Annotated in this window: 10 protein-coding genes; 9 read left to right on the forward strand and 1 reads right to left on the reverse strand. The window is 43.1% G+C overall.

Annotated features, from left to right (window positions below; translation table 11 throughout):
* Nucleotides 1-163: 163 nt before the first annotated feature.
* The 3 genes from lon to GOP56_RS21965 all read left to right on the forward strand — a co-directional run bounded on the left by lon (nucleotide 164) and on the right by GOP56_RS21965 (nucleotide 4576).
* Nucleotides 164-2503, forward strand: a complete 2340-nt coding sequence (lon, locus tag GOP56_RS21955) for an endopeptidase La (RefSeq protein ID WP_003334890.1) — start codon at nucleotides 164-166, stop codon at nucleotides 2501-2503.
* The gene (gene yihA, locus GOP56_RS21960) at nucleotides 2500-3135 is read left to right on the forward strand and encodes a ribosome biogenesis GTP-binding protein YihA/YsxC (RefSeq protein WP_003338860.1); all 636 of its coding nucleotides are present in this window, start codon (nucleotides 2500-2502) and stop codon (nucleotides 3133-3135) included. The genes lon and yihA overlap by 4 nt, the downstream gene beginning before the upstream one ends.
* A 70-nt stretch (nucleotides 3136-3205) precedes the next feature.
* Entirely contained in the window at nucleotides 3206-4576 is a 1371-nt protein-coding gene (locus GOP56_RS21965) for a protein O-GlcNAcase (protein ID WP_163246644.1), read from the forward strand.
* Nucleotides 4577-4680: 104 nt separating this feature from the next.
* On the opposite strand, the gene GOP56_RS21970 is transcribed toward GOP56_RS21965, so the two are convergent.
* On the reverse strand, nucleotides 4681-5598 hold the full coding sequence (locus tag GOP56_RS21970) for a DMT family transporter (protein WP_305792559.1): 918 nt from the start codon (nucleotides 5596-5598) through the stop codon (nucleotides 4681-4683).
* Nucleotides 5599-5958: 360 nt separating this feature from the next.
* Between GOP56_RS21970 and hemA the strand changes: the two genes are divergently transcribed.
* The 6 genes from hemA (at nucleotide 5959) to hemB (ending at nucleotide 12353) form a co-directional block, all read left to right on the forward strand.
* Nucleotides 5959-7326: a glutamyl-tRNA reductase gene (gene hemA, locus GOP56_RS21975; protein WP_064017819.1), complete on the forward strand. Its 1368-nt coding sequence runs from the start codon at nucleotides 5959-5961 to the stop codon at nucleotides 7324-7326.
* Between the two features lie 100 nt (nucleotides 7327-7426).
* Entirely contained in the window at nucleotides 7427-8245 is an 819-nt protein-coding gene (locus tag GOP56_RS21980) for a cytochrome C assembly family protein (RefSeq protein WP_003334885.1), read from the forward strand.
* A 13-nt stretch (nucleotides 8246-8258) separates the two neighbouring features.
* Nucleotides 8259-8900, forward strand: a complete 642-nt coding sequence (locus tag GOP56_RS21985) for a precorrin-2 dehydrogenase/sirohydrochlorin ferrochelatase family protein (RefSeq protein ID WP_003338856.1) — start codon at nucleotides 8259-8261, stop codon at nucleotides 8898-8900.
* Nucleotides 8901-8910: 10 nt separating this feature from the next.
* Complete coding sequence (hemC, locus tag GOP56_RS21990; RefSeq protein WP_163246645.1) at nucleotides 8911-9852, forward strand: hydroxymethylbilane synthase; 942 nt, start codon at nucleotides 8911-8913, stop codon at nucleotides 9850-9852.
* Nucleotides 9849-11357, forward strand: a complete 1509-nt coding sequence (cobA, locus tag GOP56_RS21995) for a uroporphyrinogen-III C-methyltransferase (RefSeq protein ID WP_163246646.1) — start codon at nucleotides 9849-9851, stop codon at nucleotides 11355-11357. The genes hemC and cobA overlap by 4 nt, the downstream gene beginning before the upstream one ends.
* Before the next feature lie 15 nt (nucleotides 11358-11372).
* A complete protein-coding gene (gene hemB / locus GOP56_RS22000) occupies nucleotides 11373-12353 on the forward strand; it encodes a porphobilinogen synthase (protein WP_003334881.1) in 981 nt (326 codons plus the stop codon).
* Nucleotide 12354: the final 1 nt, after the last annotated feature.

Consider the following 12354-nt stretch of genomic DNA (forward strand, 5'->3'; position numbering starts at 1 on the left):
TCGTATGTGTGTTACAAATGTCGAAATGAACAGCATGTAATATAAGCAAATGCATGTGGTCATTAGACATTGGGTATCATTTTGCGATACAATGAGACGATACCGTCTTTCAGACATTATAAAAGAGAGATATCGTGGCCTTAGAAATGGGAGGTGCTTGGTCATGAGTGAACATACAGGATCCCGTGAAATACCACTGCTTCCGCTTCGTGGTTTATTGGTTTACCCAAGCATGGTGTTGCATTTGGATGTAGGACGTGAGAAATCCGTAAGGGCTCTTGAAAGAGCGATGGTAGATGATAATTATATTCTGCTATCAACGCAAGAGGATGTGCAGGTGGAGGAACCGGATGCAGAACAAATTTATTCGGTAGGTACAGTTGCACGAGTGAAGCAGATGTTAAAGCTACCTAATGGAACAATTCGTGTACTAGTGGAAGGCTTAGAGCGTGCCTCTATTAACGAATATCTGCAAAAAGATGATTATTACTACGTTTCGATTACATATTTACCGGAAACCGTGGAAAATGAAAATGAAATCGAAGCTATGGTGCGAACTGTTTTACAGCAGTTCGAGCAATATATCAAAATTTCTAAGAAAGTATCCCCTGAGACGCTAAGCTCAGTTAGTGATATTGACGAAGCGGGGCGCATGGCGGATGTCATTGCATCCCATCTACCGCTTAAAATAAAGGATAAGCAAGACGTATTAGAAGCAGTAGATGTGCATCGTCGTCTAGAAATCTTACTTAATATCTTAAATAACGAACGAGAAGTACTGGAGCTAGAACGACGTATTGGTCAGCGCGTTAAAAAGCAAATGGAAAAAACGCAAAAAGAATATTACCTGCGCGAACAGATGAAGGCCATACAAAAGGAGCTAGGTGATCGTGACGGGCGAAATGGGGAAATGGATGATTTACGTGAGCAATTGCTCCAATCCGACGCCCCAGAGCGTATCAAGGTTAAGCTGGAGAAAGAACTCGATCGCCTAGATAAGATGCCAGCTACTTCTGCAGAAAGCAGCGTGGTTCGCACTTATATTGATACATTACTCTCCTTGCCATGGACGAAAAAGACAGAGGATAATCTAGATATTGCCCATGCAGAATCGATTTTAAATGAAGACCACTATGGCCTTGAAAAACCAAAAGAGCGCATTCTAGAGTATCTTGCTGTACAAAAATTAGTAAGTGATTTAAAAGGACCGATTCTATGCCTTGTAGGCCCTCCAGGTGTAGGTAAGACCTCCTTGGGTAGATCTATTGCAAGAGCGATGGGACGGAAGTTTATCCGTATCTCGCTTGGTGGTGTGCGTGATGAAGCAGAAATTCGTGGACATCGTCGCACCTATGTAGGAGCGATGCCAGGCCGAATCATTCAATCCATGCGCCAAGCAGGTACTGTTAATCCTGTTATTCTGCTTGATGAGATCGATAAGCTTGCGAGTGATTTCCGCGGAGATCCAGCGTCAGCCTTATTAGAAGTGCTTGATCCAAATCAGAACGAAAAATTTAGTGATCATTATGTAGAAGAAGTTTATGATTTGTCCAACGTTATCTTCTTAACAACGGCAAATACGCTTCATACCATACCAAGACCATTGCTTGATCGGATGGAGACGATCGAAATTTCCGGCTATACCGAGCTAGAGAAATTCCATATTATGCAGGATTATCTCCTTCCTAAAAATATAAAGTCCCATGGTATCACAAAAGAGAAGCTCCAAGTGGCCGATGAAGCCATGATGAAGGTGATTCGTCAGTATACACGAGAAGCAGGGGTACGTAACCTGAACCGTGAAGCAGCGAATCTGTGCCGTAAAGCTGCAAAAATCATTGTCAGTGGGGAAAAGAAACGCGTAGTTGTGACACCTAAGACCTTGGAGAACCTGCTAGGTAAACCGCGATTCCGCTATGGTCTAGCAGAGAAAGAAGACCAGGTGGGTTCTGTTACAGGATTAGCATGGACTCAGGTGGGAGGAGATACCTTAAATGTTGAAGTAAGTGTTTATCCTGGTAAAGGTACTCTCACATTAACTGGTCAACTAGGTGACGTGATGAAGGAGTCAGCTCAAGCTGCCCTCAGCTATATTCGTTCTCGTGCTGGTCAATGGGATATTACTCAGGAATTCCTAGAGAAAAATGATATTCATATTCACGTGCCAGAAGGAGCAATTCCAAAGGATGGTCCTTCCGCAGGAATTACAATGGCAACGGCCTTGTTATCTGCTTTGACAAATATTCCTGTGCGTAAAGAAGTGGGTATGACGGGTGAGATTACATTACGTGGTCGTGTATTGCCGATTGGCGGTTTGAAGGAAAAGGTACTGTCTGCCCATCGTGCCGGCCTAACTACCATTATCTTGCCAATTGAAAACGAGAAAGACTTAGAAGATATTCCAGAAAGTGTGAAAAATGATATGACGTTCCATCCGGTAGAACAGATGGATGACGTGATTAAATATGCTTTTGTGCAAGGGAAAATGGTGAAAAAGAAATGAAGATTACTTCAGCAGAATTTATTATTAGTGCCGTAGGGCCTCAACAATACCCAAAGGATCGCCTGCCAGAGATTGCTCTGGTGGGTCGTTCCAATGTGGGGAAATCATCTTTAATCAATAAAATGTTAAGTCGTAAAGCAATTGCTCGGACAAGCTCGCGTCCCGGAAAAACGCAAACACTTAACTATTTTAAAGTGAATAATCAAATGTACTTTGTGGATTTTCCAGGCTATGGATATGCGAAGGTTTCCAAGTCCATTAAGTCGACCTGGGGCGGTATGATTGATGCTTACCTGAGCAAGCGAGAAGAGCTTAAATTTGTTGTTCAGCTAGTGGATATTCGCCATGCTCCCTCCAAAGAGGACGTTAGCATGTATGAATATTGCAAGGAGCTTGGAATCCCTACTATCGTGGTAGCAACGAAAGGCGATAAGATTTCTCGCGGAAGATGGCTACAGCATTTAAAAGTTATTCGTCAAACTTTGAATTTCCAGTCAACGGATGCTCTCATTGTTTTCTCTACAGAAATGGGACAAGGCAGAGATGAATTATGGGGAGAAATTTTACGCAGGTTAAAAGGCAAGCAGGAATCGCCGGAAGAATCTGCTCATATACTGGAAGGTAACGAGTAACTAAATCAGGCTACGTTAGAAAGACACCAGCAGCTTAGATAGACAAACAGCTTCCCGAGGAGGAGAAAGGATGTCTTCACAAGGATTTGCATTACGGGGACTTATTGAAGGATTTTACGGTAAGCCGTGGTCGCATGAGGAGCGGATTGATATGCTACACTTTATCAGTCAGCATGGCTTTAATGCCTATTTTTATGCGCCCAAAGATGATGCGATCCTGCGAGATGATTGGCAGATGCATCATTCTCCCGCCCAAATGCGTCTCATTTCGGAGCTGATTTCAGAGGCACATTCGGTGGGATGTGCCTTTTATTATTGTCTCAGTCCGGGAATGAGTATGCAGTATGCCAACTCGAAGCACGTAGATAGATTGATAGAAAAGTACGAGAACCTCCTTGCCTGCGGTGTGACGAAATTTGCTCTGTTGTTTGATGATATTCCACAGGAATTAATGCACAAAAGTGATCAAGAGGCATTCATTCATTTAGCAGAGGCGCATGTGCAGGTTACTCTTTTGGTCTGGAACAAGCTAAAAGAGACTAGTAAGGATGATATCCATCTCGTGGTATGCCCTACGGTTTATCATGGTAGAGGTGATGAGGCGTATATTACCTATCTGGGACAGCATTTACCAACAGAAATCGATCTGTTTTGGACGGGGAGGTTTGTCTGTTCTCCTTATCTAACGGAAGCAGACTCCCAATACTTTTTTGAACAAACACGACACTACCCGCTTTATTGGGATAATTATCCAGTTAATGATCTGGCAATGTCGAGCGAGCTGCACATTGGTCCTTTGCAAAATAGGGATGCTACTCTGTTCCGTTTTGCTACGGGGTATGTAGCTAATGCAATGGAATATCCGGAAAGCTCCAAGATTCCTATCATGACGATCGGCGAATATTTAACCCATCCTGATTCCTATGATCCTGAAGAAGCCTTCCAACGTGCAGTGAAAGAGATAGCGGGGTCTGAAGATTTTGATGCCTTTCTTTTGTTTGCCGATCATGTGCGCGCATCGTTTTTGTGTGACGAAGAAGCGCCGCAGCTATTGGAAAAATTACATCAATTTCGCTACCACTTTTTTCACGGCGATCAACAGAAGGCTGTGGAAATCCTAGAGCATACCTTTTCTGAAATGGAGAGCTCTGCAAGGCACCTATTGAACGGTATGCAAAATGAAAGGTTATATAAAGAAATAAAAGGCTGGCTGAAAAAGTATGCATACTGGGCTAAATTAGGCAAAACGGCAACACGTTTAATTGATGCTGGTCGGAAGGGACAAACGATTCGGGCAATCTTCTACTTTTTACGAATGAGGCGAAGATTACGGCAAGCGGAAAAGCTTCCTGAGAAGGTAAGTAGCAATGTCATGCGGTTAATGGTAGAGGCGCTTAGCTTGGAAGTGCGAAATTATCGAACTTGGAAACGTCGTGTATAGAGTTGAAAGCAAAATCAAACAGGCACCTTTCTATTCGCAAGGAAGATGTCTGTTTGATTTTTTACGTACAAAAGCTAACTCTATAGAGATAAGACTGTAGAAGGCTAAGCAGATATTTTGGCTTTTAGATTGCGTAGCCAGAATAGAATAGGCAGTTCAGAAAACAGCATACCACTTAGGATAAAAGCACAGCCGATCAATTGTTTCATCGTCAACAGCTCGTGAATCCATAGATAGGAGGTGAAGGCTGCAAAGACTGGTTCTAAGGCAAAGATCAGTGCCACGTGCGTTGGAGAGGTGTCCTTTTGAAAAGAGGTTTGCACTAAGAATGCGAGGGCAGTAGCTGGAATTGCCGTGATAAATAGAGCCCATAGAACCTCAGGGTGTCCTATGATGAGAGGGTCATATATCGCTTGCCAATCCTCTAAGAGAAGGGCGTAGCACATACTGAAAAAAGAGACAGTGAACAATTGAATGATCACTAAGGGCATCGTAGGAAACCGAGGAGAATATCGACCGGTCAACACAATCTGCATGGCAAAGCAAATCGCACAGCAAAGCACTAAAAAATCGCCAAATGTAAGAGAAAGAGTTCCATTCATTGTTAATAAGTAAAGTCCAATTACGGCCATGCAGACGCCGATAAAGGTAGAGGCTTTCACTTTATGCGTAAGTACAACAATCGAGAGTAAGGGCACAAGCACAACCGACAGACCTGTAATAAATCCTGCCTTTGATGGTGAGGTATACAAGAGTCCTACTGTTTGAGTTGCATAGCTGACAAACAGCCAAAAGCCTAGAAATACACCGCTGCGTACCAAAGAAAAGTTACAGGTTTGCCAAGCCCTTGGATTTCGAATAAAGTAGATAAGGGACAAGAATAACGAAGCGCTAAAAAAACGGATCGCATTAAACGTATTGGGAGGAAGCATGTGAACCGCATTCTGAACGACCACAAAGGTTGCTCCCCAGATAAAAACGATACATAACAATAAACAGTCAACCATCAATGCTTTTTTCACCCTACTACCTCGTTTCTAGAAAATATGTTGGCCGATTCCGAGCTATAGTACTCATTATAAGAGTAGATAAACAGGGAAGGAAGGAGTTTTTTGATAGTTCCGAAAGAAGCATGAATAAGTAAAAACGAGACAAACTAAGATAGTGAAAATCTGGATAAAATTAACAAGATGAACAAATGTTAATTTGTGGAAAAAGATGTGAAATCCTGAAAGTAATTTGTCGAACCAGTGAATAGCACATTTGACAAGGTTTTTTGGATAACTTTAATGAAAATTTCACATTTTAAACTACTTGCTTACGGACATAATGTTATAATAAAGAAGCTAAAATCCGTATTTGAATGACACGGGAGGAAGGCTATGGAAATCTTACTGCTCGGCCTAAATTATAAGACAGCGCCTGTCGAAATTCGTGAAAAATTCACGTTTAATGACGACAGCACGCCGAGAGCACTTCATATTCTATCTCATACCAAAAGCATTCTAGAATGTATCATTGTAGGAACCTGTAACCGTACTGAAATCTATGTGGTTTGCGATCAGTTGCATACCGGTAGATTTTATACACGGAATTTTCTTGCAGAATGGTTTGGCGTAGAGAAAGAGTCGCTTCTCGATTATATGTACGTAAAGGAAAATGACGAAGCGATTGAGCACTTATACCGTGTAACCTGTGGACTCGATTCCATGGTAATGGGAGAGACACAGATTATTGGTCAAATTCGCAACGCTTTTCTCCTAGCACAACAACATGAGACTACTGGAACCATTTTTAATACACTGTTTAAACAGGCTGTAACCCTTGCAAAACGGGCTCATACTGAGACTTCTGTAGGCCAAAATGCTGTATCTATCAGCTATGCCGCGATTGAACTGGGCAAAAAGATTTTTGGAAGCTTTGCTGATAAGCATGTACTGATCTTAGGTGCAGGTAAAATGAGCTTGTTAACAGCTAAGCATTTGCACGCAAACGGAGTGGCGCATGTGACAGTAGCAAACCGTACGCTGGAACGTGCACAGACCTTAGCGGAACAGTTCCGCGGTGAAGCCTGTACCATGGAGGATCTGCCCCAGAAGCTGGCTAAAGCAGACATCGTCATCAGTTCGACGGGAGCAACCGGTTTTGTGTTAACAAAAGCACAATTAAAGCCGATTATGAAGCAGCGTCCTCATAAGCCATTGTTTATGATTGATATCGCCGTGCCGCGTGATCTTGATCCTGATATTCATGGGCTAGAAAATGTATTCCTGTATGACATAGATGATCTGGAGGGCATTGTTCAGAGCAATCTAGCTGAACGCTCCAAAGAAGCAGAGCGTATTGAACTTATGATTGAGGAAGAAAAGCAGGAGTTCATTAACTGGAAACAGACGCTGGGCGTTGTGCCTTTGATTGCGGCATTGCGTGAAAAAGCATTTTCCATTCATGGAGAAGCAATCCGCAAAATTGAAAACAAGTTGCCTCATTTAAATGAGAAGGAAATGCATATTATTCGCAAGCATACACGTGGAATTATTTCTCAATTGCTGCATGATCCAATCGTACAACTGAAGGAGTTGACCGTCCAAAAGAAAGGAGAAGAGGTACTCGATATCTTTTCTACAATTTTTGCTTTGGATGAAATATTGGAAGGTAAAAAACAGGAAGCATTATGGGAGCAACAAAAGCGTGAAAGCTTAAGACGTGAAAAAGCTGTTTCATTACAATCACGTGAACAGCGTTTCTAGCAAGAGACGAGGAAGAAATGGATTTCTTCCTGCTCCGCCTGTTTTCACAGGCAATTGAGAAAATGGGCGTGATCTAGATAGTAGGGAAAGGTGAGCGTGTATGGCAAATGCAAGGTGGCTCTATGACTTGACCATCTTTCTCTATGCAGCGGGTGTACTTTGTTACTTCAATGATTTTTTGCAGAGTAACCGGCGAATGAAGCAAATTGCGCTAGGACTACTCTCGATTGTCTGGTTGTTACAAACCATCTTTTTTGTTTACCAAATGATCGTAAAGTCATATTTGCCCGTTGTTACCTTTTTTGAAACCTTAGTTTTTTATTCTTGGGTATTGGTGACCCTTTCTCTGATCATACATGCTGTAGCTCGCATTGATTTCTTACTATTTTTTACTAATGTAATCGGGTTTGGAGTTCTCACCTTATCCATGTTCTTTTCAGAGCCAGCAACTCCGCAGCACAGCGGAGTTATCTCTGATTTTATTTTTATTCATGTGACAATTGCTATCATTAGTTACGCATTACTGGCCGTGTCCATGATATTCTCAGGTATGTATCTAGTGAATCTACATATGCTGAAGCAAAAAAAATGGACACCACTGTGGCAACGGCTCCCAAGTTTGGAGAAATTGGATGCGTTTTCTTTTAAACTAAACATTTTTGGTGTGCCGCTACTTTTGTTGTCAGTCATTTTAGGCAGTATTTGGGCACAATTGATTTTTTCACATGGATTTTGGATGGACGCGAAAGTGTGTATGTCGATCGTCGTTCTGATTTTATATAGTATGCTGTTGTATCAAAGGGTTCGGAATCAATGGTTGGGAAAAGTGGCAGCATGGATAAACATCATTGCATTTGTATGTTTATTGCTTAATTTTTTGCTGATTGATCCCTACTCACAATTTCATCAATGGTCGTAGAGAGGTGGGGCAGATGAATCCGCATTATCCAATTCATGTTAAAATGGAGGGAATGCTCTGTGCAGTTATTGGTGGTGGAGAAGTAGCTCAACGCAAGGTAGGTTCTCTACTGGAATGTGGGGCAATAATCACCATTATTTCTCCTGAGATAACGCCATTGTTAGCTGAATGGACCGAGCAGGGGAAGATCAATTGGAAACGTGAGCTGTATCAGGGACAGGATTTAAGTCCGTATTTTTTTATCGTAGCTGCGACCAATCATCGGCATGTCAACTATTCGGTATATGAACAAGCGAAAAGAACCAAGGCTTTTATAAATATTGCAGACCGACCAGACCTATGCAATTATATCGTTCCCTCTACGGTCAAGCGAGGCAGGCTAGTGATTTCTGTATCTACCTCAGGTGCAAGCCCTAGTTTGGCAAGTAAATTGCGTAGAAGGCTAGAACGAGAGTTTGGTCAGGAATATGAGGGCTATGTTGACTTTTTAGCCCAGATGCGTTTAAAGGTTTTACAGGAGATTAAAGATGCGACCGTGCGCAAACAAATCTTTCAAGAGTTGCTTGATGATAGATATGTAGAGGCGCCTTCCCTGCAAAGAGAGCAGATGGCAGATGCTTTACTACAACAGGTGAAACAAAGAGAGCAATTATAGGGAGGCAGACATGAAAGAGTGGAAAGTTGGATCGCGTAAAAGCATGCTGGCACTTACCCAAACAAAATGGGTGCTGGCTCGTTTGCGTGAAATAGACCCTGCATCAAGTTTTAGCATCACAGAGATTGTTACAAAGGGAGATCGCATTCTGGATGTTACACTTTCCAAAGTGGGCGGTAAAGGTCTGTTTGTTAAAGAAATTGAACAATCCCTGTTGGAAGAACAAACTGATATGGCTGTCCATAGTTTAAAAGATATGCCTGCTGTCTTACCAGAAGGTTTGACGATCGGTGCCATTCCAAAAAGGGAAGACCCGAGGGATGTGCTGATTTCCAAGGACGGTAAGACGCTTGATGAGCTAAAACAAGGCGCTGTGGTGGGAACGAGCAGTTTGCGCCGCTCCTCCCAATTGCTACATTACCGACCTGATCTCATTATTAAACCGATTCGGGGAAATATTGATACACGAATCCGCAAGCTAGAGGAAGAAGATTTTGATGCAATTATTCTGGCTGCTGCCGGTCTTAAACGTGTGGAGTGGAAGGGCACGATCACGCAGTATCTTGATCCACAAATCAGTCTTCCTGCGGTGGGGCAGGGGGCGCTTGCTATTGAGTGCCGTACACATGATGCTGAAATGATGTCACTTTTACAACGGTTTGATCATCTGGAGACCCGTTATGCGGTTAAGGCGGAGCGAGCTTTTCTTCACAAAATGGAGGGAAGCTGTCAAGTGCCGATTGGCGCTTATGCAGAAGTACAGCTTGATGCAGATCAAAAGCCTTCCATTAGCATTACAGGGATGGTAGGGTCTCCTGACGGAAGCCAATTGTTTAAAGCAACATTGACTGGAGACAATCCTCAAGCATTGGGTGAAAATTTGGCAGAAGAGCTGCTCCGTCAGGGGGCGCGAGAAGTGCTTGCTAAAGTATTGGAGGAGAACCGTCAATGAATAAAGGAAAAGTTTTCTTAGTAGGTGCTGGGCCTGGTGACCCTAAGCTAATTACGGTGCGTGGTTTGGAAACGATTCAAATGGCTGATTGCATCGTGTATGATCGCTTGGCAAGTCCACGATTGCTAGCACATGCAAAACCGGACGTAGAGTTAATCTATTGTGGAAAACTGCCTGATCGTCATACCCTAACCCAGGAAGAGATCAATCAGGTATTAGTCGATAAAGCATTAGAAGGGAAAGTGGTTACTCGTCTAAAAGGCGGGGACCCTTCTATCTTTGGGCGTGTTGGAGAAGAAGCTGAAGAATTGGCTAAGCACGATATTTTATTTGAGATTGTACCAGGGATCACTTCAGGGATTGCTGCTCCGGCGTATGCAGGCATCCCCGTGACCCATCGCGATTTTAATTCCTCGTTAGCAATAGTGACAGGACATGAGCGTCCAGAGAAAACAGAATCAAGCATTAACTGGGAAAAATTAGCCACGGCTGTTGGTACGATCATCTTTTACATGGGAGTAGGCAATCTCCCCTATATTACGGAACAATTAATGAAGAATGGTCGCTCTCCACAAACACCGGTAGCTTTGGTGCGTTGGGGGACTTTAGTCGAACAGGAAACCTTGGTCGGTACCTTAGAGGACATTGTAGAGAAGCGTGAGCAGGCAGGCTTAACAAATCCTTCTATCATTGTGGTTGGTGAAGTGGTTACGCTTCGTGAAAAATTACAATGGTTTGAGAAAAAGCCGTTGTTTGGGAAGCGTGTACTCGTTACGCGTGCTAGAAGTCAAGCCAGTGAACTATCGAATCAAATCAATGAATTAGGCGGGGAGGCATATGAATTCCCGCTGATAAAGATGGTTGATCCACAAGCTTTACCGCAATTGGATACCGCATTGCAACAGCTATCAGCTTTTGACTGGGTCATGTTTACTAGTCCAAATGGGGTTCAATTCTTCTTTAAACGCTTGCGTGAGTTAAAGATTGACATTCGTACCCTAACTGGTAAAATTGCGGCCGTTGGTCCGAAAACCGCCTCCATGCTAGAAGAAAGAGGCTTGACTGTAAATGTCTTACCTGGTGAGTTTCTTGCAGAGGGCTTGGTTGAATCCCTTAAGGATGAGTTACAGCCAGGCTCTAAAGTCTTGCTTCCACGTGCGGATATAGCGCGCGAAACATTGCCACGAGAGCTGAGAACTCTCGGCATGGAAGTGACGGAAGTAGATACCTATGATACAGTTATAGATGCACAGAACATTGGGGAAACGGTTTCCCTGTTGGAAGAAAAGGCGATACAGATCATTACATTTACCAGCTCCTCTACGGTCAAAAACTTTGTGGAAGCGCTGAAGGAATACGATCTTACCCAATTACTTCAGGGTGTACAGATTGCTTGCATTGGACCGATTACAGCGGATACGGCAAGACAAGCAGGCTTGCAAGTGGATATCATGGCAAGTGAATATACAATTGAAGGACTAGTCAATGCACTAATTACCACGTAAAAGGGGAAGTAGATCATGATTAAATTTGACCGTCATCGTCGTTTGCGCCGAAGCCAAGCGATGCGTAACCTTGTACGAGAAAACCATGTGCGAGTAGAAGATTTGATCTATCCGCTGTTCATAGTAGAAGGGGAAAACATCAAAAATGAAATTTCCTCTATGCCTGGTGTTTATCATTTTTCCTTGGATCGTCTTCATGAAGAAGTTGAAGAAATCGTTAGTCTAGGCATTCAGGCTGTTCTTTTGTTTGGGGTTCCAGAGCATAAGGATGCGCTTGGAACAGAAGCTTATGCAGATAATGGGATTGTACAGCAAGCAATTCGTCACATAAAAGCCTCTTTCCCTGAGTTGCTTGTTATTGCAGATACATGCCTATGCGAATATACGGATCATGGCCACTGTGGTGTTTTGCATGAATGTGGAGAGCTACTAAATGATGAGTCTCTTGTTTTATTAAGCCAAGCTGCTGTATCACAGGCTAAAGCTGGCGCTGACATCATTGCGCCATCTAATATGATGGATGGATTTGTTACCGCCATTCGTGAAGCTTTAGATGAAGCTGGATTTACACATATTCCGATTATGTCTTATGCGGTTAAATATGCTTCTGCATACTACGGCCCGTTCCGTGAAGCAGCTCAATCCGCTCCGAAGTTCGGTAACCGTAAGTCCTACCAAATGGATTATGCTAATGCGCGTGAAGGTTTGCGCGAAGCAGAATCCGATGTGATGGAAGGGGCCGATTTCTTAATGGTAAAACCAGGTCTTGCTTACATGGACATGGTTTTACGCTTACGTCAAAGCTTTGATTTGCCGTTAGTTGTTTACAATATCAGTGGAGAGTATTCCATGGTAAAAGCAGCTAGTGCAAATGGCTGGATTGACGAGCAAGGCGTTGTTATGGAAACAATGACGGGATTCAAACGCGCAGGTGCTGATTTAATCATTACGTACCATGCTAAAGATGTTGCCAAGTGGCTACAAGGAGGTTCATAAC

This window comes from Brevibacillus sp. 7WMA2 (assembly GCF_010748895.1).
GTDB lineage: Bacteria > Bacillota > Bacilli > Brevibacillales > Brevibacillaceae > Brevibacillus_B > Brevibacillus_B halotolerans.

What these genes read in the sequence shown, in the direction of transcription:
- lon (WP_003334890.1), top strand. Translation starts at nt 164, where the DNA reads ATGAGTGAACATACAGGATCCCGTGAAATACCACTGCTTCCGCTTCGT.
- yihA (WP_003338860.1), top strand. Translation starts at nt 2,500, where the DNA reads ATGAAGATTACTTCAGCAGAATTTATTATTAGTGCCGTAGGGCCTCAA.
- GOP56_RS21965 (WP_163246644.1), top strand. Translation starts at nt 3,206, where the DNA reads ATGTCTTCACAAGGATTTGCATTACGGGGACTTATTGAAGGATTTTAC.
- hemA (WP_064017819.1), top strand. Translation starts at nt 5,959, where the DNA reads ATGGAAATCTTACTGCTCGGCCTAAATTATAAGACAGCGCCTGTCGAA.
- GOP56_RS21980 (WP_003334885.1), top strand. Translation starts at nt 7,427, where the DNA reads ATGGCAAATGCAAGGTGGCTCTATGACTTGACCATCTTTCTCTATGCA.
- GOP56_RS21985 (WP_003338856.1), top strand. Translation starts at nt 8,259, where the DNA reads ATGAATCCGCATTATCCAATTCATGTTAAAATGGAGGGAATGCTCTGT.
- hemC (WP_163246645.1), top strand. Translation starts at nt 8,911, where the DNA reads ATGAAAGAGTGGAAAGTTGGATCGCGTAAAAGCATGCTGGCACTTACC.
- cobA (WP_163246646.1), top strand. Translation starts at nt 9,849, where the DNA reads ATGAATAAAGGAAAAGTTTTCTTAGTAGGTGCTGGGCCTGGTGACCCT.
- hemB (WP_003334881.1), top strand. Translation starts at nt 11,373, where the DNA reads ATGATTAAATTTGACCGTCATCGTCGTTTGCGCCGAAGCCAAGCGATG.